We start from the raw sequence: 18,217 nt of genomic DNA, 5'->3' as shown, positions 1-18,217 counted from the left end.
ACGTTCTGATTCGTAGTCAGACCCTCTATCCAGCTGAGGTAACGCCGCGACTTGTTGATTATTATGCACAGAGACTGAATAATGGTCAAGCATTTTTTCAAAAAAAGTTATCGAATTTGATTTTTAATCATTTGGAGGGCTTGGCGCGATCTTCGACGCATCGCGATATAAGAAAAGCCCCCGTCGCCGGGAGCTTTAAAGTCAATTGGTGCGGCGTATAGGATTCGAACCTATGACGTTCTGATTCGTAGTCAGACCCTCTATCCAGCTGAGGTAACGCCGCAACGCACGGATTATTATGCACGCGAGCCCCCGATGGGTCAAGCGACAATTAGAAAAAAATTTTACGGAGTGATAATTAAGTTGTTCGTGCCTCGACCGAGGTTCGAATCCATGCGGTGCTGCCATAAAAGAAAAGCCCCCGTTGTGAACTGCCTCCCATTTCTTGGACACAAGAAATGGGAGGCTTTTTTATGGCTGGAAACGCTTTGTACGACGTCGGGATGAGACTGCGAGCGACAGAGCTGCACGACGAGGGGCACGGCCGCGCGGCGATCGCGGCCCTTCTCGGGATGCCGGAGGAAACCGTGAGAGAATGGCTGTGCACCTACAGGTCTGCTGGTATCGAGGTTCTGGCCATGATGGGAAAGAAACACACCGCCTATTCGTTCGAGACGAAGCTGGCCGCCGTCAGGGCGGTCGTCGACGAGGGCATGACGAAGCCCGAGGCCATGGAGAAGTTCGGGATAGCCTCGCCAAGCCCTTTCAAGAAATGGCTGAAGGCCTACAGGGAGGAGGGCCCGGAGGCGCTCAGGCCAAAGCCCAGGGGGAGGCCGAGGGGGTCCGGCTCCCCGTCCGGGGAGACGACGCGCGAGCAAGAGCTCGAGCGCAGGATCAAGAAGCTCGAGGCGGAGAACGCCTACCTAAAAAAATCGATCGCCCTGAAGGCGGAGAAACGCTCTCGAACGGCGAGAAGGCCGCGGTCGTGAGCGGGCTTTCAGGGCAATACCCCCTCGCCGACCTGCTCGAGTGCGCCGGCCTGGCGAGGTCGAGCTACTACTACGCGCTGTCGCACCCGAAGGCTCCCACCAGGCCGGAGCTCTGGGAGGCCGCCGCCGAGATATTCTCGCGCACCGCCAACGGGTGCGGCCACAGGCAGATCGCCATGTGCCTGCGCGCCGAGCGGGGCGTGCGCATAGCCGACAAGACGACGCTGAAGATGATGCGCGAGATGGGCATCAGCTGCGGGATCCGCCGCGAGACCGACTACCACAGGTACAACTCGTACAGGGGCAAGGTCGGAAAGACCTTCGAGAACGTCATCGGCAGGGACTTCGCCGCCGACGGGCCGTGGGAGAAGATGGGCACCGACGTCACCGAGTTCAAGCAGCCCTGGGGCAAGGCCTACTTCGCGCCGGTCTACGATTTCGGCAGCAAGGAGATCGTCGCCTGGTCCACGTCGCTGCATCCCAACATGGCCCAGCAGCACGAGCTGCTCGACCAGCTCGTGTCCAAGATGCCCGAGGGCTCCAGGCCGGTCCTGCACTCGGACATGGGCTGGCAGTACCAGCAGGCCGGGTGGTGCAAGCGGTTGGAGGAGGCCGGCGTGGTGCAGAGCATGTCCCGGAAGGGCAACTGCATCGACAACGGCGCGACGGAGCAGGTGTTCGGCCATATGAAGGACGAGTTCTTTCGCGGAAGAAAATGGCCTTGCTTCGAAGACTTCAAGAGGGACCTGGACGAATACATCATCCATTGGAACACGAGAAGGAGGCAGGTTAAACTGAAGGGACTGACCCCGGAGGAATTCCGGAATCAGTCCCTATGTGCGGCGTAGGCCGCTTATTAGCCCGTCCAAGAATTGGGGCGCAGTTCATTGCCGGAGGCTTTCAATTTCAATTGGTGCGGCGTATAGGATTCCGCGCATCCGCTGCGCGGATCCGCACCGGCTTCGCCCGCCTGCCGGCGCGCTCGCCCGCGGGCTAAAAACGCTCCGCGTTTTCTTTACGCCCGCGCCTCGACCGAGGTTCGAATCCATGCATCGTCCGCCTAAAAGAAAAGCCCCCGTTGCCGGAGGCTTTCAATTTCAATTGGTGCGGCGTATAGGATTCGAACCTATGACGTTCTGATTCGTAGTCAGACCCTCTATCCAGCTGAGGTAACGCCGCAGCGCAAGACATATAAAACCACTTTAGCTTATTGGAGTCAAGCACAATTTCAAACTTTTTTGTGGAACGCAGTCTTGTCATGCTGCTCCGCATATACCGTCGTTCCCCGTACGATCGATTGGCTTTTCGATCACGTCAAACTTAGCATCAAGTTCCCTCAGGAGCGATCTCACCCGCTGGGCACAATCATAATCGGCAAACGAGATACTCAACATGCGAGCAACCTGGTTAGATATCCGGACCCCATAGAAATGCTCCAGGGCCACAAGCCCCTCGTGCGCCACAAACGTCTCAACCACATGAGGCGACTCCTCAAAGCACCATTGGGTCAACGGACCCCCGCTCGTCTGTCGAACCACCAGGCCACCCATGCCAGACGGCTCACACGTTACAAGCAGGTACTCCCCGCCCTCGTCGCTCTCAAACAAAACCACCCGATCATCAAACAGCTCCATCGCGTCCCCTTTCTCTCGCTCTTATTTAGCAAAAGCATAGCAGGTAGATTGCTGTATACAGAACAGTTGTTCGTGTGTTTTCTATTGAGCTGTCCGCACGGCATGGTATGGACCTGCGCACGAAATAGGGCGCCCCCGAAGGAGCGCCCTTGCATATCGCCTATGCAGCCAAGTTACGCGACCGGCTCGATCTTCTCGAGGCCGCCCATGTAGGGACGCAGGACCTCGGGGATCGTGATGGTGCCGTCGGCGTTCTGGTAGTTCTCCAGAATGGCAGCCATGGTACGGCCAGCCGGCAGGCCGGAACCGTTGAGGGTGTGCAGATAGCGCGAACCCTTGAAGTTCTCGGGGTCGCGATACTTGATGTTGGCGCGGCGAGCCTGGAAGTCACCGCAGTTGGAGCAGGAGCTGATCTCCTTGTAGGCGTTGTAGCTCGGCAGCCAGACCTCGATGTCGTAGGTCTGACGGGCAGAGAAGCCCAAGTCGCCGGTGCACAGGCTAATCACGCGATACGGAAGGCCCAGCTGCTGCAGCAGGTACTCGGCCTCGGCGGTCATGCTCTCGAGCTCCTCGTCGGACTCCTCCGGCTTAGCGAACTTGACCATCTCGACCTTGTCGAACTCGTGCTGACGGATGATGCCACGGGTATCGCGACCGGCGGAACCGGCCTCCTCGCGGAAGCAGGGGGTGAAGGCGGTGTAGCGGCGCGGCAGGGTGTCGGCGTCGAGGACCTCACCGGCGTGCAGGTTGGTGAGCACGACCTCGGCGGTGGGGATCAGGAAGTTGTCGCCCGAGACGTGATAGGCGTCGTCCTCGAACTTGGGCAGCTGGCCCGTGCCGAACATGGTCTGACGCTTGACGACGATGGGCGGCCACCACTCCTTAAAACCACGGCTGGTGTGCGTATCGAGGAAGAAGTTGATGAGGGCGCGCTCAAGACGGGCGCCGGCGCCACCGAGAACGGTGAAGCGGCTGCCGGAGAGCTTGTTGCCGCGCTCGAAGTCAAGGATGTCGAGGTCGGTGCCCAGATCCCAGTGCGGCTTAAAGTCGAAGTCGAACTCGCGCGGGGTGCCCCAACGACGGCGCTCGATGTTCTCGTCCTCGTCCTTGCCGTACGGCGTGGCCTCGCAGGGAATGTTGGGCAGGTGAGCCATGAAGTCGTACTGCTCCTGCTCGAGGGCGGTGCGGCGCTCGGCCAGACCGTCAATCTTCTCGTTGACGGCGCGCACGGCCTCCTTGGCGGCCTCGGCCTCGTCCTTCTTGCCCTCCTTCATCAGGGCGCCGATCTTCTTGGACTCGGCATTGCGCGTGGCTTGAAGTTCCTCAACCTCGGTGATGACGGCACGACGCTCGTCGTCGAGCTCAAAGAACTTCTCGCGATCCCAAGACGTCTGGCGGTTAGCCATGGCGACATCGATGGCATCGGGGTTCTCGCGAACAAACTTGATATCAAGCATTAGATCCTCCGGCGATATACATTCCATTTAGGTTGCAACCTTGTACATGTATGGGCAAGTATATACTTATGAGCGTTTACGGCCCAACTCAACTACGCAAGAAGGCACCCAATGGACGCAGTTTTTTCCTTTTTGTTTGGCACCCGCACCGGTTTTGCCATCCTTTTCGCCGGCGGCATCCTGCTGTTTGCGATTATTGCCTTTGTAATGGAGAAGCGCACCCATAAGATGTATGTCGACCGCGGCCCCAAGTCCGAGGACGAAGAAGACAGCTTCTGGGACTAACCTGCCAAAAAGGGACAGGTTTATTTTGGTCGGTTTTATCTGGGCAAACGCAAGTGCCCCGCAACTGGAATTGAGCCAGTTGCGGGGCACTTTTCGCTAAAAGGACAAAACCGCAGGAAAAACCTGCCAAAATAAACTGTCCTTTTTTGGTCGGTTTTACTGGAGGGTTGCGTCGATTGCCTTGACCAGGGCGCTGCGCATGCCGGCGTCCTCGAGTGCAACGACGCCCTTGATGGTGGCACCGCCGGGCGAGCATACGGCATCCTTCATCGCCGCAGGATGCTGGCCAGTTGCAAGCTGCAGCTTTGCCGTACCCAGCACCATCTGGCTCACAATGCGATAAGCATCCGCACGCGGGATACCGTGCTTGACCGCCGCATCGCCCAGGGCCTCGATTGCCATGGCGACAAACGCCGGAGCGCAACCACCCACCGTGCCGCCCACAAACAGCAGGCTTGTGTCGAGCTCGACGACAGCGCCAAGCTTACCGAGCAGGTCGAGCACCACAGCACGCTGCTCGTCGTTAAGCGTCGAAGCCTTCTCGCAGGCGATGACGCCCTCGCCCACCGAAACCGGCGTGTTGGGCACCGTCGAGATATGCGCGACGCCCGGCAGGACCTGCTCCCACTTGGCACTGTCCCAGGTCCAGGCAACCGACAGAACGACCTTTTTGGCAAGAGCATCCTTGAGCGGGGCGAATACCTTCTCGATCATGTACGGTTTGACCGCAGCGACCACGATATCGGATGCGGCGACAACCTCGGCGGCATCGTGGCAGGCGACCATGCCGCGCACCTCGCAACGCTCGACCAAAGCATCGTAGCGGCCTGCGCAGGCGCACATGTCGCCCGCGGCCACGCCGGCGGCAATCCAGCCATCGGCCATAGCACTCGCCATATTGCCAAAACCGACAAATCCGATCTTCATATCACACAGTCCTCTCAGATGCGTTCCTCAAAAACGAAAGTCATTGTCCCACGCTATTGTTTCGTATTGCCGACCTACTTGTGATACGGCTCGCCACGGCTAATCTTGCAGGCGCGGTAGATCTGCTCCAGCAGCACCACGCGCGCCAGGTTGTGCGGCAAGGTAATGCGCCCAAAGCTGAGCATCTCGTCGGCGCGGGCGCGCACCTCATCACTCACGCCGTCCGAACCGCCGATTACAAAGGCAATGTCGCTGCTGCCTCGCAGCATAAGATCGTCGAGCCTCGCCGAGAGCTCCTCACTCGAACGCTCCTTGCCCTCAATGGCCAGCAAGATCACATGCGCTCGAGACGGCAAGGCAGCAAGAATCGCCGCCCCCTCCTTGTCACGCGCAGCATCCACACCGCCCGCCTTAGCCGGGTCGATATCGGCCACCTCGCGGATATCCACCTTGGCATAGGCACCCAGACGCTTGGTGTACTCAGCGCACGCGTCCTTCCAAAAGCGCTCCTTGAGCTTACCAACACAAACGACGGTGTATTTCACGCGCGCCTACTCCTTCGAATCGTTTTGAACTTTGCCGGCAGCCAGCATCTGCTCGAACATAGAGGCCGACTGCGAGAAGTCGCTCGGCAACACGACCGTCGAGTTTTTGCCCGTACGTGCGAACTCCGTCATCATCTCGGTCCACTGCGTAAACATGAACAGCTGGTTGGCCTCATCGTTGCCAACGCCTGTCTCCTGGATAATCTCGAGCGAATCCTTGATGCCCAACGCGATAGCTTTGCGCTGGTTGGCGATGCCTTCGCCTGCCTTTTCCATCGCCTCAGCCTCGGCGGTCGCCTCGGTGACGCGCTTGATGCGGTCTGCCTCGGCGAGCTCCTGTGCCGCAGCGCGCTTGCGCTGGGCGGCGTTGATGTCGTTCATGGAGTTCTCAACCTCGGTCGGCAGTGCGATTTTGGTGATGAGCGTCGACACGAGGGTGAAGCCGTAGGCGGCCATCTGCTCGGAAACGGTAGCGTTGACATCCTTGGCGATGTCATCCTTCTTGGCAAAGACCTCATCGAGTGTGTAGACAGGAATCGAAGAGCGCAGGGCGTCGGTGATGAAGTCGCGCATCTGGTCGACGGGCTCCTGCAGCATATAGTAGCTCTTGTAGATGCCCGAATCTGCCGGGCCGGCGCCCATGTCATAGCTCACGTGGTACTGAGCGGAGACCTCAAGGCCAATGGTCACGTTGTCCTGGGTCTTAACGTCGATGCCAAAACCATTTTTCATGGTGCGCAGACTCACCGTGGCGGCCTTGCGGTCAATCACGGGCACCTTCACGTGGAAGCCCGCGTTGACGATACGATTGAACTTACCCAAGCGCTCGATGATCACAGCGTGCTGCTGCTCAACGACGTAGCAGGCGTTGGGGAGCAGCAACAACAGGATGATGATGGGAATCAAAAGGCTGGTAAGGGCGGCGATGATACCGGAAAACAGCATGGTCTCTCCTCTGATAGGCACACGTTGGCATTAGGATACCCGTCCAAGGAGATCGTGCATAACAAAAAAGCTCCCATTGCTGGGAGCTCTTTCAATCCATGGTGCTGGCGAAAGGACGTCCGCGTATCCGCTTCGCGGATCCGCACCGGCATCGGCCGCCTGCCGGCGTCCTCGCCAGCTCGCTAAAAACGCTCCGCGTTTTCTTTACGCTCGCTCCTTCACAGGTTCAAGTCCCTGCGACGGGCCCATAACAAAAAAGCTCCCATTGCTGGGAGCTCTTTCAATCAATGGTGCGGGCGAAAGGACTTGAACCTTCATGGGGTTGCCCCCATACGGACCTGAACCGTACGCGTCTGCCAATTCCGCCACGCCCGCGTGCAGGAATTAGAATAACGGAGCGCCACCGCGAACGCAAGAACTATTTTTGAAAAAGTTTGCAGGCATTTTCCCAAGCGGCATGCGCGATTGTTTCGGCGTCCTCACCAGTGCGATCGACACGGTCGTTAACCAGCGCGTTTGCCGTAATGGAGATCATTGCTGGCTCGCATTCAAGACCGCGAATGGGCTCCGGCGCCATATACGGGCAATCCGTCTCGAACAAAATGCGGTCGAGCGGGGTCGCCGCAAATGCCTCGCGCACGTCGTCGTTGCGCTTAAAGGTGGCCGCACCACCATAGGCGATATAGCAGCCCAGCTCCACAAAGCGCTCCATCGTGACGCGGTCCTCGCCAAAGCAGTGCAGCACGCAACCGGCCTGAGGCACACCCACCTCGCGCAGCACGTTGTACGCATCCATATGCGAGGTGCGCTCCCCATCCGAGTCCTCGTGCCGCAGGTGCAGCTCCACCGGCACATTGCGGCGCACGGCAACTTCGAGCTGACGCGCCATGCAATCAATCTGCACACTGTGGGGCGCCGGCGCGATGTCGTCGTCGTAATCCATGTGGTAGTCCAGACCGATCTCGCCGATACCGGCGCACAAAGGGTCATCGAGTGCGGCAACGACCTGTGCGTGAACGTCGTCGGTATAGTCCGGCGCGCCATACGGATGCACGCCGGCAAGATACTTGATCTGCGGGATATCCTGCATCGGCAGAATCTCGCGCGTCAGCCAGTCGCTATAGTCCGTCACGCTGCGCTTATCGGCAATGGGATCGAAGACCGTCACCAACAGGTCGATGCCCGCGGCTTTGGCGCGCACGAGTGTCTCGGGCACTTCTTTGCCCCAAAACGAAAGCAGATGCGCATGCGTGTCAGCAAGCGGTGCCAAGGGCACGGGACAAGCAACCGTCTTCTTTTTCTTGGTAAACGTCACGCGTTCGGCATTAGGCATCATGGATTAGCTCCTGGGCCAGACGGACAAAGTCGGCAACATCAAGCGTCTCGGCGCGCGTGGTGGGTGCGATACCGCAAGCCTCAAAGGCGGCGTCGAGCACGTCCTTGGCAAAACCGTTGGCGCTCATGGAATTGCGGATGGTCTTGCGACGCTGAGCAAATGCAGCGTCAATCACGCGGGCCACAAATTCGCGATCGAGTTCTTCGGGCACCACACCGTCAACACGGTCGATACGCACGACGGCCGAGTCCACGTGCGGCGCCGGCATAAAGCAACGCGGCGGCACCTCAAAGCGACCCGTCACCTGCGCATACAGGCCGAGCTTTGCCGTATAGCCGCCATAGGTCTTGTTGCCCGGCACTGCGGCAATGCGATCGGCAACCTCCTTTTGCACCATGACGACAGCGCGCTTAAGCGCGGGCATCGTCTGGAAGAACTGAAGAATGATCGTCGCCGCCACGTTATAGGGCAGATTCGCGACAAACACCGTGGGTTCACCACCGGCGGCCTGCTCAATCTGCTCCGGCGTCACCTTGAGCGCATCGCCCATGATAAAGCGGAAGTTGGCATAGTCGGCGGCGTGGGCATCGAGCACCGGCTCAAGCTCGGGATCGGCCTCAATGGACGTAACGCACGCCGCTTCCTGCAGTAACGCAAGTGTCAACGTTCCACAACCCGGACCCACCTCGAGTACGCGCTCGTCACCTGCAAGCTCGGCAAGCTCGCAGATACGCTCGATCACATGATTGTCGATTAGAAAGTTCTGGCCCAGGCGATGCTTGGTCGCAAGGCCAAACTCCTCCAGCAGCTCCCTGGTGGCCGTGGGGTTTGCCAAAGGCGAAGTTGTCATGGTTGCCTCCTTAGCATGATGGCGGCGTCTTGAAACAAAAGGGCATGGACCGTGGCGGCCATGCCCTTACAGCTAAACAGCAAATTGCCGATATGGCGCTCGCGCGGTCTCTACGCCAGACGCGGGAACAGCGGATCGCCCTTCTCGACGGGCTGACCACCAGCAAGCAGGCCCCAAGCGCAAATGCCCTTGAGGTCGTCGCTCGCGGCCTCGCCCTCACAGGACAGGCGGCGCAGAGCCTCGACAGAAGTCTGGGGCATGAGCGGCATCAGCAGGTGGGCGGCGATGCGGATGGCCTCGAGCAGGTTGTAAATCACAAATGCCAGCTCGTCAGCCTTGGCCTCGTCCTTGGCAAGCGCCCAGGGCTCGGAGTCCTCGATGTAGTGGTTGGCGGCATGGATGAGCTCCATGACCTCATCCTTGGCTCCGCCGTAATCGAGCATGTCCATCTTGGCCATGTAGCGCTCGACCAAACCGTCGGCAATCTTTGCCAGCGGGTTATCGAACGCGTCGGCAGACGCCGGTTTAGCCGGGGCGCAGCCGTCAAAGTACTTTGCGCTCATGTTGAGCGAGCGCGAAATGAGGTTGCCCCAGCTGTTGGCCAGATCGGCGTTGTAGACCTGCTCCATGCGATCGAAGCTGATGGCGCCGTCGGTGCCGGGGACCACGTCGGTCATAAAGTAATAGCGATAGCCCTCAACGCCCAGCATGTCGATAACGTCCTGCGGAGCGATGGCGTTACCGCGGCTCTTGGACATCTTCTCGGCCTTGCCTGTCTCGGCATTGCGCACGGTCAGGAAGCCGTGGGCAAAGACGTGCTCGGGCAGGGCCTCGCCGATGGCCATGAGCATGGCGGGCCAAATGACGCAGTGGAAGCGGATGATGTCCTTACCCACGATGTGGAACTGCGCGGGCCAGCGATAGGCCAGCTCGGCACGCGCCTCGTCGGTGTCGACACCGTAGCCGACGGCCGTCATATAGTTGAGCAGCGCATCGAACCACACGTAGGTCACGTGACCCTCGTCAAACGGGACCTGAATGCCCCAGTCAAAGCTCGTGCGGCTCACGGAAAGGTCGTTAAGGCCGCCCTCGACAAAGCTACGTACCTCGTTCATGCGGAACGCAGGCTCGACAAAGTCGGGGTGCTCGTCATAGAGCTTGAGAAGCTTGTCCTGGAAGGCGGAAAGCTTAAAGAAGTAGGACTCCTCCTGCACGCGCTCAAGCGGACGGTGGCAGTCGGGGCATAGATGCTGGCCGACGCTGCCGTACTCCTCGTCGCCCTTCTGGACCTGCGTATCAGTGAAGTAGGTCTCGTCAGGCACGCAATACCAACCGTCGTAGCTGCCCTTATACAGGTAACCGGACTCCTTCATGCGCTCCCACAGATACTGCACGGCATGATGCTGGCGCGGCTCGGTGGTGCGGATGAAGTCGTCGTTGGAAATCTCGAGCTTGCTCCAAAGCTCCTTGAAGTGCGGGGCCTGGCTATCGGTCCACTCCTGCGGCGTCATGCCATGCTTGGCTGCGGCCTCGGCGACCTTCTCGCCGTGCTCGTCCATGCCGGTCAGGAACTTGACGTTATAGCCGGCGGAACGGCGATAGCGAGCCTGAACGTCGGCGATGATGGTGGAATAAGCCGTGCCCAGGTGCGGATCGGCGTTGACGTAGTAGATGGGCGTCGTGATAAAGAACGAAGGCTTGCTTTGATCCATGGGGTTTGTCCTCCAGAAAAACGTTGCATACAGAGGATGATTCTAGCGCAAGGGCTGGATATCCTCCATCTATTGCATATCGAGCACCATGGCATAGACATCGCGCTTGCGGCGCGAATACTTCTGAGACAGGCGCTTGGCCACCGCAGACGCGGGCTCCCCCTCCTCGAGCGCGGCGCGGATATCCTCGCGCAGGGCCTCGTCGGGATCCGCTACCGCAGCGCCGACCGGCGCGATGCCGGCCTCCTCATCCTCGCTCGGCGGCGCGATGACCAGCGCAATCTCGCCCTTTACCTCGCCGCGAGCACGCAGCTCCTCGGCAAGCTGGTCAGCGGGCCCGCGCAAGACCTCCTCGTGCAGCTTGGTGAGTTCGCGGCAGACGGCAACCTCACGCTGGGGAAAGACCTCCGCCACGGCCTCGAGCGTCGCCACGATGCGATGTGGAGACTCGTAGAAGATGAGTGCGCCGGGCACCACGGCAAGGCGCTGCAAACGGCGCACACGGTCGCCGTGCTTTCGGCCCAAAAAGCCCTCGAAGAAAAAATGCTCGCAGGGAATGCCGGACGAAACAAGCGCCGTGACGCAAGCAGAGGGCCCGGGAATAACTTCGACGGGCAAATCGGCCTCACGCGCCGCCTCGACCAGCGCCTGGCCGGGATCGGACACGCTCGGCATGCCGGCGTCCGAGGCAAAGGCGAGGGTCTCCCCCGCCAGCAGACGGTCGACCAGGCCGGCAGCGCGGCTAGCGATCACATTCTCGTCGCAACGGACAAGCGGCTTGGAAATGCCCAGGTGCATCAGCAGCTTTGACGTCACACGCGTGTCTTCGCAGCAGATGACATCGGCAGCGGCAAAGGCCTCGCCAACGCGCGGGGACAGGTCACCCAGGTTGCCGATGGGCGTGCCGACCACATAGAGTTTGCCCGTATGGGCGCTGTTTTGCGTCATATCAACCTATTCAATCATGCCGCGCTCGAGCGTACCGAGCGCCGCGCGGGCGTCCCATGCTGCAATGCGCTTCTCGGTCTTCCACGTTTGGAAGAACCAACCGGCAGCCGGCGCAAACGAAGCCAGCTGGTTGGCGATAAACACGCGCTCGTAGGCATTGCGGCCCTCGGGCGTAACCGACGAGTTGGCAAAGATCGCCGCGCCCGACCATTCGCCCACCAGCACGGGGAACCCAGTCGAAATCGCTTCTTTAAGCTCGCGCTTGTTACGCGAAATCGCCGTCGTCAGCCCGCGAGGGCTCGTGATGTCGAGCGCATACTCGTCGCGGTAATGGTACAGGTGAAGGTCCATGTAGACGTTCTTGTACTTGGCGCCGCGCATAAAATGCTTCCACTCGCTGGGATGCCCCGACGACGAGAAGACGACGATCTTATCCTCGGGCATATACGAACGGACGAGCTCGTAGGCATCGCGATAGAAATTGCGCAGGTAGTGAGCGGGAATGCCATCCGTCATGGTGAAGAGGCTCTTGCGAACGCTCATCTGCGGCGTGTCCAGCAGCTCAATGCCCAGCAGGCTCTCGGCCTCGCCATAGCGATCGGCCAAGCGCTCGAGCACGTCGAGTGCGACATGGCGGCCGTTAGTGGACGAATGCCACTCGGCAACAGCCTCCGGCGTGGTGGGCGAATCGTTGGAATCGCCCTGGCCACCGGGCACAGTTGCCAGATCGAGCAGCACGCGGATGTCGTACTTGGCAGCCCACTCAATCGCGCGGTCGATGTAATCGACAACCGATATGTAGGAGGCATCGGACTCCTGTGAGCCAAAGGCATACCAAGGCACCGGCAGACGCACGGCATTGAGACCGATCTGCGCCATGCGACGAAAATCGTCCTCGCTCACAAACGTCTCGTAATGGCGGCGCATGCGCTCGTTATAGGCGGCGGTACCCATGGCCTCCTGTAGCTCGGCCGCGTTGGATGCACCGGTCGCCGCGTACAGCGACGGGGTCACCCAAGGCTCGGGAATAAACCAGCCAGAGAGATTAACGCCGAGTATCCTCTCCATCACTGCCCCCTTCGGATCATGCAGGTCGAACCCGCATCGTATTGCATAGGATAAGTATCGTTTTGAGTATACCCGCGTGTGCGGACAGGCGACCGAACGGTCTGTAAAGTGACGCGAAAGTGGGAGGAATGTCTGGGGCGGGCGGGCTCGGAATGGTGCGACGAGGTGTGTACGCGCGCCGGAGGCAGGCACCGGAAAGCATGTCCCGGTCTATCGCTCAATAATGGGGCGCATTTTCCGCAGAACCCTACATAAAAGAAAAGGACCCCTTTGCAGAGGTCCTAGTCAATTCAAGGTGGCGGGGAAGGGAATCGAACCCCTGACACGAGGATTTTCAGTCCTCTGCTCTACCAACTGAGCTACCCAGCCATTTGAGGTGTGCCTTGTTTCAAGGCTTGATTAGTATAACCAAGGACGCGTTCCGGTCAACCGAGAATTTCAAAAAAGTTTTTGAGCACAGCCTCGGTTCTATAAATCGGCACGTCAGAGGCATCAGCCGGCAGCAAGAAGTTTTTCGCTCAGAGCCGCACGGGCAAACTCACTTGGCGTCATCCCCTCGGCAGCCGCCCGTCGACGAATGGCCTCCTTCATTCCCAGAGGAATCTTGACCGACAGCGTTGCCGTCCCCTCACCTGAGAGTGGGGGCCGTCCATGCACGATCCCACCAACGGTGTGTTCGCCATCCGGAAACTCTCCGCGCTCGTACGACTCGCACCACGCGCCAATCGTTTCATCCGTTACAACCTGACCATTAGCGGCCGTATACGTCTTGCCCATCATCGACCCCTTTGCCGAGCCCGTTCAATCTCCTGCCAAAATTTCTTCTGGACTGGAGACAAGGCATGAATGATAAGCCACCCACGGACAAGCTCGACCGCGACAAGCTCCACGCTTCGTCCGTCTGGGAGCCATCCAATCGCAAGCCATCTCGGCGGCTCGTCCTTCGACTCGCGACGAATGCACTCAGTAACCGCAAGCCAAGCGCTTAGCACCTGCTTTTCTGTCAGGTGCTTTTTAGCGTTGGGATGGATCTCAACATCCATGCATCTTCTCCTCCATCTTACCCAATTTCGTATGACGAAAGTCCGCTGTCGCCAATTCTTAAGCCGGCACGCGTTGGAGAGCAGGGGTCGAAACAATGATTGAAGAGCGCTCTAGTGCGGCCCAGGCGCCGGGGCAGGAGCACATACGCCAGGGACATACGTTTTCGTAGCGCGCGAGGATATTGCCGTCGCGATCGATGAAGGCGATGTCGATGGGATAGGCCATAAAACACGTATGGACCGAAGAGCAGCGTGGAAACGCCATGACGAGCGGCAAGCCGTTGGCGGCAACCGGACGCCGTCCCAGCATGCCGCGCAGGCGCACGACAAACGACTCCGCCACCGCAAAACTCGGCCGGCGTCCAACCCAGCCTGTTGAGTGCCCGCGCGTAGGCGATGTAGGACGAGACCGCGGTCACATGACCACCCCCGGACGCCATGGATCGACCGTCACCGCGCGCTCGTGCGACAACGTTGTCGGCGCCCCCAGCGGAACGCCAGCGATGCTGAGAGAAGTCGGCCACGGCTCATAGTGCATGGTGCAGGTGTAGGTCCTAAACGTACCGGATAGGGAGAGCAGACCACCATCCGATGCCTCCGCGCCTTGCTCGCTCGACACTTCGATCTGCAAGTCATAGCCTTCCATGGCATTCAGAATTTGAGTCTGGACCGTCGCCGAGGCATCGACAGAGCTTTCGTCGCCCTCCCCCTCCGACGCCACGGCGTGCGCCAACACGATGTCGGGCACCACGCGGTCGAAGCGCGCGACAGCACTGGCAAAGATCATGACGTTGTACACGATGAGTGCCAGCACCAGCAAAACGGGCGTAACCACTGCCATCTCCACCGTCGCTTGAGCGTGCTCCTCGCGCAGACGCATGCGGATACTCATTACGACCCACCGCCCAGAGCGCCAACCAGCGTGGCGACATCGACGGTGAGCGGGATGGAGCCGCCGCCGGGCAGAGGAATCTCCGCAAGCGTGAACACCGTACCGCTGATGGTGCGTTCGACTTGATATTCCAACGCCTCGCAAAGCGCCTTGGGATCGGTCACGCCCAACGGAATACTTCGCAGCTTGTCTTGCGCTTGAGAGAGACCGGCAATGTCAGACCCCGGACTCTTAATGACGTTGGCGGAATCGGTCAGCACCGGCTTTCGCAGGCGCAAGTCGCACGGTTCCAAACCCAGCGCCGCCACGGACGCCGAAACGGTATCGCCGAGCCACGATGCAATGGAGTCCAACGCACCGTTGCCCCCTCCTAGGCCCTTAATCATCTCGTCCATAAGTTCGTCGGCCGAACCTTGGATGTCTCCGTATCCCACAAGCAGCCGTCCCCAAACATCCATGACGCCATCGAGTACGCCGGCAACGCCACCCGAGCGTTCCTTCAATGTCGAGAAAAATCGCGAAAGCACGTTGTTTTGCGCCGTCGCCTCATCGGGCGCCAGCACCGCGGCAGAGATGGCACCGCGACTGCCAAGCTCAACCGCCGTGTTAAACGAAGAGTTAAGTTGATCGGGGCTGGTAATATCACCCGAAACTGCAAAGGCGACTACGCCGTTGCGGCCAGGTGGGGCGATACGCGGACGCTCACCGGAAAGTTCTTTGATGGCGGTATCGAACGCATTGCCCGCACGGTCGGCTTCGTCCTCGGTCTGACGCTCGAGCTCGAGCTCCTTGTTGCGACAGTCGACGTAGTCCTCCAGGGCGTCTTTAAACTTGTCAAAGTGATACTCGAAGCCGTTTTCGATAGAGGTTGAAGGCGCCGCAACAGCACCAAGCGACAAAACGCCAAAATGGCATTTGCTGCATTTATCCTGTCCATCGTAATCGGCAACCGAGGCAAATCCGCTCGGCGTCCCTTTCTTATAGTTAGGGCAGGTCGTCCCGTAATGCAGATACGCCTTGTCATCGTTCACGCTCGTCGGCCACACCGCATCGGTATAGAGTTCCGTCGCCCGAACCTCATCAGAGTTGCGCGGCAGCAGCGGAATATAGGAGGAAACCCTGTCTCCGTTCTCGGTTATATATGCCCGATCGACCTCCGCGTTCGCATAGGTATAAAACGCCTTACGCGCCGCAGACTCTGCCTTCATCTCGACACTCGAGCCCTGGGGCTTCTCATTTGTCAGACGCCAATGGTAGTAGTCCTTCGCGCGATCAAGGGCAACTTGAGGCTCCCACGTAACGCTCGATGAGTAATGCGGATTTTGAACACCGGAAAGATCCGTTAGGCTTTTTGCGCGCTCCCACATACAAGAACAGCTGCCGACCGAGCCCTTGTCAGACCCACCACAATCCGCCAGCCAAGCGCGCTCCTTTGCCTTCGCCGTCTCCTCCGAGGCCTTCCGCAGCTCCTCGGCCGCACGCTCTAAATCATCTGATGTGTCTTTAATGGTATCGGTCGAGATCTCTGACCCTTTGAGCGCAGCAAAGTCCGACTCGGATGTCCTGGGCACGGCAAGCGCCGTACCGGTATAGGTCACACTATCGGTATCCTGCGCCGACACCGCCTGCGTGGCACGCGCGGCGATCAGATACGGCAGAGCCGTCTCGATTTTCTGTAAGCCTTCCGATGCGCTTTTGGCAAACTTGTTGCGCGTTTTAATGATCTCGATCCCGGTGTCGACCATATTGCCGGCAACCGGCTCGGCACCCGGGATGAGGATGGCGACCAAGCCCGTCCCGATCGTGGCAAACCCCGCCAGCCCCAGACTCAAGATACTCGCATCAACCACCGTGGCAGCCGTGTGATAGGACGACACTACGTTGGCACCCGCCAGCGCGCCGCTATCGGCCGCCACCTGGGTGTCCCCGGCACGCGACATGCTCCATATCGCCGCGGTCGACGAAAACAACAATGTGAGCACCACTAGGATGACCACGGCAGAAGAAAGCGTGGTATAGGCGCCGTCTTCGATAAACAGATCGACACCGGCTCGACCCATAAAGCCGCCTCGCTTGCAATGGCAGCTCGGACGGCGCGTCAAAACGCGTCTAGACCAGAAACGCTTAATCCCATGTAGCAATCCACGAATCATAATCTCCCTCCAGCCATTCGGGACGCGATTGATACGAGACATCGACCTTGAGCTCAACGTAGCCGCCCTCGGCGGCACCACCCATAGCCTGCGCAAACGCACCGATCACGGGCAACGGCTTGACCTCGCCGGAAACGGACACGGACGAGACGCCACCCGCACCGGCCCGGCCAAGCTCGATATCCCACGACAGCGGCCCGCCGGCATGAAAGATCGAAACGTTGGGCACTGCGGCAAGCCGGCGGCGGGTGAACTCCTTAAGATCGTCGTCCTCCGCCGTCGTCGTGGTCATGAGCCGCGCGGTCTCGGCGGCGGCAGACTCCATGACCGCGCGCGTATAGAGCAGGCACACCGGTTGCAGTGCGAGAAGGATGAGCGTCAGAAACGTCGGCAGCAAAAAAGCGGCCTCGACCGTAGACTGCGCCCGGTCCTCGCACGCGATATCAATACAACGCGATGTCCTTAGCGCCCGCAGCGGCGTCGATAACCGACATCGAGGCAACGCCATGGGATGCCGCCCGCTCGACCAGCGCCGCCAAGCGCCCATCGGTGCCAGCACGCCAAAGTCCCGCAATCGCCAGCACGATCGATAACAGCGCCACCGTGACGATGGCGTATTCCACAGTCGCTTGGGCAACCTCTTCACGCAGAACGCCATGCATTTCACGATCCCTCCTTTGAGTTTATTGTTTGCGGGACCAGGCGCACGGCGCGCAGACGACACGAAGCATCGCCAGTATCCGCGGCAACCGTCACCATATCGACCCAGCCGCGTCCGTCGCGCACGATAGCGCCCCACACGTTGCCCTTGATGTCGAGATAGCCGCTCAGAGCAAGTTGCGCCGTGGGTACCTCGCGATAGGAACGCAGCATATCCGCCGCCGCTTCGGTCATCGGTCGGTCCTCGGACCATGCAAGCCGGACCACAATCGCGTTGCCCCCAGGCGAATCCGTCGCAGTGCCAGACCGCTTGTCGAGCGTCCGCAGAAAGGTTTGCGCCGTGACAGCGACATCCGAATCGTCCGCATCTCGCATCTCATCTTTTTGAGACGCCACCGCCGAATCTGAGCCCAAATCGGAGGCGGTCCCAGGACGCTGCTGCCGCGCGGCGTTAAGCCCCCAAAGCACCGCCGCTATCGCCACGGTCAGGCAAGCAAACACCAGCAGCACCCCGACGGGGCGCTCGCCCTCTACAGGCTGTTGATGCCCTCGCTGATAGCGTTCCATAGATCTTGGACCTTGCCCTTAAATGCGACGATGGCGATAATCGCGATCACCACGAGCACGCCGACCAAGATGGCATACTCGGTGGTACCCTGCGCACTCTCCTCCTGCAATAGTTCCTTGGCGCGCTGACGAACATGTGCCGCCCGGCAAAACGCCCAGCCCTGCACCTTGCCAGCAGTGTCAGTCATCGTGTTCATGTATTCCTC

General features: G+C 59.8%; 22 protein-coding genes and 4 tRNA genes. 4 read left to right on the top strand and 22 right to left on the bottom strand.

The annotated features are described in order from the left end of the window. On the top strand, positions 1–221 hold a 221-nt coding region (locus tag DWZ15_RS10700; protein ID WP_233544654.1), incomplete at its 5' end, for a hypothetical protein. Here DWZ15_RS10700 and DWZ15_RS06925 read toward each other — a convergent pair. Beyond that, positions 207–283 (bottom strand) — tRNA-Arg (locus DWZ15_RS06925). The genes DWZ15_RS10700 and DWZ15_RS06925 overlap by 15 nt on opposite strands. A 190-nt stretch (positions 284–473) precedes the next feature. Between DWZ15_RS06925 and DWZ15_RS06920 the strand changes: the two genes are divergently transcribed. Together DWZ15_RS06920 and DWZ15_RS06915 are read left to right on the top strand one after the other, a co-directional pair. Beyond that, positions 474–989: a helix-turn-helix domain-containing protein gene (locus tag DWZ15_RS06920; RefSeq protein ID WP_118450107.1), complete on the top strand. Its 516-nt coding sequence runs from the start codon at positions 474–476 to the stop codon at positions 987–989. Further along, complete coding sequence (locus tag DWZ15_RS06915; protein WP_233502706.1) at positions 932–1,837, top strand: IS3 family transposase; 906 nt, start codon at positions 932–934, stop codon at positions 1,835–1,837. The genes DWZ15_RS06920 and DWZ15_RS06915 overlap by 58 nt, the downstream gene beginning before the upstream one ends. A gap of 254 nt (positions 1,838–2,091) precedes the next feature. On the opposite strand, the gene DWZ15_RS06910 is transcribed toward DWZ15_RS06915, so the two are convergent. The 3 genes from DWZ15_RS06910 to serS all read right to left on the bottom strand — a co-directional run bounded on the left by DWZ15_RS06910 (position 2,092) and on the right by serS (position 4,080). After that, a tRNA-Arg gene (locus DWZ15_RS06910) sits at positions 2,092–2,168 on the bottom strand. A 77-nt stretch (positions 2,169–2,245) separates the two neighbouring features. Beyond that, positions 2,246–2,623 carry a hypothetical protein gene (locus DWZ15_RS06905; RefSeq protein ID WP_118450105.1) on the bottom strand — a complete coding sequence of 126 codons (378 nt, stop codon included), beginning with the start codon at positions 2,621–2,623 and terminating at the stop codon, positions 2,246–2,248. Positions 2,624–2,796: 173 nt separating this feature from the next. Next, the gene (gene serS / locus DWZ15_RS06900; RefSeq protein ID WP_055285929.1) at positions 2,797–4,080 is read right to left on the bottom strand and encodes a serine--tRNA ligase; all 1,284 of its coding nucleotides are present in this window, start codon (positions 4,078–4,080) and stop codon (positions 2,797–2,799) included. A 111-nt stretch (positions 4,081–4,191) separates the two neighbouring features. On the opposite strand from serS, the gene DWZ15_RS10555 reads away from it, so the two are divergent. Then, positions 4,192–4,365, top strand: a complete 174-nt coding sequence (locus tag DWZ15_RS10555) for a DUF6724 family protein (protein WP_168170424.1) — start codon at positions 4,192–4,194, stop codon at positions 4,363–4,365. Between the two features lie 156 nt (positions 4,366–4,521). Here the strand turns inward: DWZ15_RS10555 and proC are convergent, their stop codons facing one another. The 18 genes from proC to DWZ15_RS06810 form a co-directional block, all read right to left on the bottom strand. Further along, the gene (gene proC / locus DWZ15_RS06895; RefSeq protein ID WP_117655499.1) at positions 4,522–5,292 is read right to left on the bottom strand and encodes a pyrroline-5-carboxylate reductase; all 771 of its coding nucleotides are present in this window, start codon (positions 5,290–5,292) and stop codon (positions 4,522–4,524) included. Positions 5,293–5,366: 74 nt separating this feature from the next. Next, positions 5,367–5,837, bottom strand: a complete 471-nt coding sequence (rlmH, locus tag DWZ15_RS06890; protein WP_035136824.1) for a 23S rRNA (pseudouridine(1915)-N(3))-methyltransferase RlmH — start codon at positions 5,835–5,837, stop codon at positions 5,367–5,369. A gap of 6 nt (positions 5,838–5,843) precedes the next feature. Further along, positions 5,844–6,782 (bottom strand): SPFH domain-containing protein, encoded by a 939-nt coding sequence (locus DWZ15_RS06885; protein WP_117757556.1) that lies wholly within the window; start codon positions 6,780–6,782, stop codon positions 5,844–5,846. A gap of 288 nt (positions 6,783–7,070) precedes the next feature. Continuing rightward, a tRNA-Leu gene (locus DWZ15_RS06880) sits at positions 7,071–7,157 on the bottom strand. Positions 7,158–7,200: 43 nt separating this feature from the next. After that, positions 7,201–8,118: a TatD family hydrolase gene (locus tag DWZ15_RS06875; protein WP_118450103.1), complete on the bottom strand. Its 918-nt coding sequence runs from the start codon at positions 8,116–8,118 to the stop codon at positions 7,201–7,203. Further along, positions 8,108–8,968, bottom strand: coding sequence for a 16S rRNA (adenine(1518)-N(6)/adenine(1519)-N(6))-dimethyltransferase RsmA (rsmA, locus tag DWZ15_RS06870; protein ID WP_117876698.1), 861 nt, complete (start codon positions 8,966–8,968; stop codon positions 8,108–8,110). The genes DWZ15_RS06875 and rsmA overlap by 11 nt, the downstream gene beginning before the upstream one ends. A gap of 110 nt (positions 8,969–9,078) precedes the next feature. Continuing rightward, a complete protein-coding gene (gene metG / locus DWZ15_RS06865) occupies positions 9,079–10,680 on the bottom strand; it encodes a methionine--tRNA ligase (RefSeq protein ID WP_117563697.1) in 1,602 nt (533 codons plus the stop codon). Between the two features lie 69 nt (positions 10,681–10,749). After that, entirely contained in the window at positions 10,750–11,628 is an 879-nt protein-coding gene (rsmI, locus tag DWZ15_RS06860) for a 16S rRNA (cytidine(1402)-2'-O)-methyltransferase (protein WP_055250527.1), read from the bottom strand. 6 nt (positions 11,629–11,634) lie between these two features. Next, positions 11,635–12,696, bottom strand: coding sequence for a glycoside hydrolase family 5 protein (locus tag DWZ15_RS06855; RefSeq protein ID WP_055309641.1), 1,062 nt, complete (start codon positions 12,694–12,696; stop codon positions 11,635–11,637). 296 nt (positions 12,697–12,992) lie between these two features. After that, positions 12,993–13,065 (bottom strand) — tRNA-Phe (locus DWZ15_RS06850). A 123-nt stretch (positions 13,066–13,188) separates the two neighbouring features. Next, complete coding sequence (locus DWZ15_RS06845) at positions 13,189–13,473, bottom strand: ribbon-helix-helix domain-containing protein (RefSeq protein ID WP_118450127.1); 285 nt, start codon at positions 13,471–13,473, stop codon at positions 13,189–13,191. A 324-nt stretch (positions 13,474–13,797) separates the two neighbouring features. After that, positions 13,798–14,082 (bottom strand): DUF192 domain-containing protein, encoded by a 285-nt coding sequence (locus DWZ15_RS06835; protein WP_233544653.1) that lies wholly within the window; start codon positions 14,080–14,082, stop codon positions 13,798–13,800. Positions 14,083–14,154: 72 nt separating this feature from the next. Continuing rightward, entirely contained in the window at positions 14,155–14,631 is a 477-nt protein-coding gene (locus DWZ15_RS06830) for a hypothetical protein (protein ID WP_117736228.1), read from the bottom strand. Beyond that, positions 14,631–16,691 (bottom strand): hypothetical protein, encoded by a 2,061-nt coding sequence (locus DWZ15_RS06825; protein WP_118450101.1) that lies wholly within the window; start codon positions 16,689–16,691, stop codon positions 14,631–14,633. The genes DWZ15_RS06830 and DWZ15_RS06825 overlap by 1 nt, the downstream gene beginning before the upstream one ends. Before the next feature lie 64 nt (positions 16,692–16,755). After that, entirely contained in the window at positions 16,756–17,292 is a 537-nt protein-coding gene (locus DWZ15_RS06820; RefSeq protein WP_089572690.1) for a TadE/TadG family type IV pilus assembly protein, read from the bottom strand. Further along, entirely contained in the window at positions 17,228–17,446 is a 219-nt protein-coding gene (locus tag DWZ15_RS10425; RefSeq protein WP_006235089.1) for a hypothetical protein, read from the bottom strand. Before DWZ15_RS10425 ends, DWZ15_RS06820 begins: the two co-directional genes overlap by 65 nt. Position 17,447: 1 nt before the next feature. Next, on the bottom strand, positions 17,448–18,011 hold the full coding sequence (locus tag DWZ15_RS06815) for a hypothetical protein (protein WP_147352321.1): 564 nt from the start codon (positions 18,009–18,011) through the stop codon (positions 17,448–17,450). Next, on the bottom strand, positions 17,975–18,208 hold the full coding sequence (locus tag DWZ15_RS06810; protein WP_117628991.1) for a hypothetical protein: 234 nt from the start codon (positions 18,206–18,208) through the stop codon (positions 17,975–17,977). Before DWZ15_RS06810 ends, DWZ15_RS06815 begins: the two co-directional genes overlap by 37 nt. Positions 18,209–18,217 lie beyond the last annotated feature (9 nt).

Source organism: Collinsella sp. AF29-7AC, from assembly GCF_003475665.1.
In the GTDB taxonomy this organism is placed as follows: Bacteria; Actinomycetota; Coriobacteriia; order Coriobacteriales; family Coriobacteriaceae; genus Collinsella.
This window is presented reverse-complemented; position numbering and strand designations above follow the sequence as displayed.

Excerpts from the sequence above, each read along its gene's own strand:
- DWZ15_RS06920 (WP_118450107.1), top strand. The coding sequence starts at position 474 with ATGGCTGGAAACGCTTTGTACGACGTCGGGATGAGACTGCGAGCGACA.
- DWZ15_RS06905 (WP_118450105.1), bottom strand. The coding sequence starts at position 2,623 with ATGGAGCTGTTTGATGATCGGGTGGTTTTGTTTGAGAGCGACGAGGGC.
- serS (WP_055285929.1), bottom strand. The coding sequence starts at position 4,080 with ATGCTTGATATCAAGTTTGTTCGCGAGAACCCCGATGCCATCGATGTC.
- DWZ15_RS10555 (WP_168170424.1), top strand. The coding sequence starts at position 4,192 with ATGGACGCAGTTTTTTCCTTTTTGTTTGGCACCCGCACCGGTTTTGCC.
- proC (WP_117655499.1), bottom strand. The coding sequence starts at position 5,292 with ATGAAGATCGGATTTGTCGGTTTTGGCAATATGGCGAGTGCTATGGCC.
- DWZ15_RS06885 (WP_117757556.1), bottom strand. The coding sequence starts at position 6,782 with ATGCTGTTTTCCGGTATCATCGCCGCCCTTACCAGCCTTTTGATTCCC.
- DWZ15_RS06875 (WP_118450103.1), bottom strand. The coding sequence starts at position 8,118 with ATGATGCCTAATGCCGAACGCGTGACGTTTACCAAGAAAAAGAAGACG.
- rsmA (WP_117876698.1), bottom strand. The coding sequence starts at position 8,968 with ATGACAACTTCGCCTTTGGCAAACCCCACGGCCACCAGGGAGCTGCTG.
- metG (WP_117563697.1), bottom strand. The coding sequence starts at position 10,680 with ATGGATCAAAGCAAGCCTTCGTTCTTTATCACGACGCCCATCTACTAC.
- rsmI (WP_055250527.1), bottom strand. The coding sequence starts at position 11,628 with ATGACGCAAAACAGCGCCCATACGGGCAAACTCTATGTGGTCGGCACG.
- DWZ15_RS06855 (WP_055309641.1), bottom strand. The coding sequence starts at position 12,696 with ATGGAGAGGATACTCGGCGTTAATCTCTCTGGCTGGTTTATTCCCGAG.
- DWZ15_RS06845 (WP_118450127.1), bottom strand. The coding sequence starts at position 13,473 with ATGGGCAAGACGTATACGGCCGCTAATGGTCAGGTTGTAACGGATGAA.
- DWZ15_RS06830 (WP_117736228.1), bottom strand. The coding sequence starts at position 14,631 with ATGAGTATCCGCATGCGTCTGCGCGAGGAGCACGCTCAAGCGACGGTG.
- DWZ15_RS06825 (WP_118450101.1), bottom strand. The coding sequence starts at position 16,691 with ATGGGTCGAGCCGGTGTCGATCTGTTTATCGAAGACGGCGCCTATACC.
- DWZ15_RS06820 (WP_089572690.1), bottom strand. The coding sequence starts at position 17,292 with ATGGCGTTGCCTCGATGTCGGTTATCGACGCCGCTGCGGGCGCTAAGG.
- DWZ15_RS10425 (WP_006235089.1), bottom strand. The coding sequence starts at position 17,446 with ATGCATGGCGTTCTGCGTGAAGAGGTTGCCCAAGCGACTGTGGAATAC.
- DWZ15_RS06815 (WP_147352321.1), bottom strand. The coding sequence starts at position 18,011 with ATGGAACGCTATCAGCGAGGGCATCAACAGCCTGTAGAGGGCGAGCGC.
- DWZ15_RS06810 (WP_117628991.1), bottom strand. The coding sequence starts at position 18,208 with ATGAACACGATGACTGACACTGCTGGCAAGGTGCAGGGCTGGGCGTTT.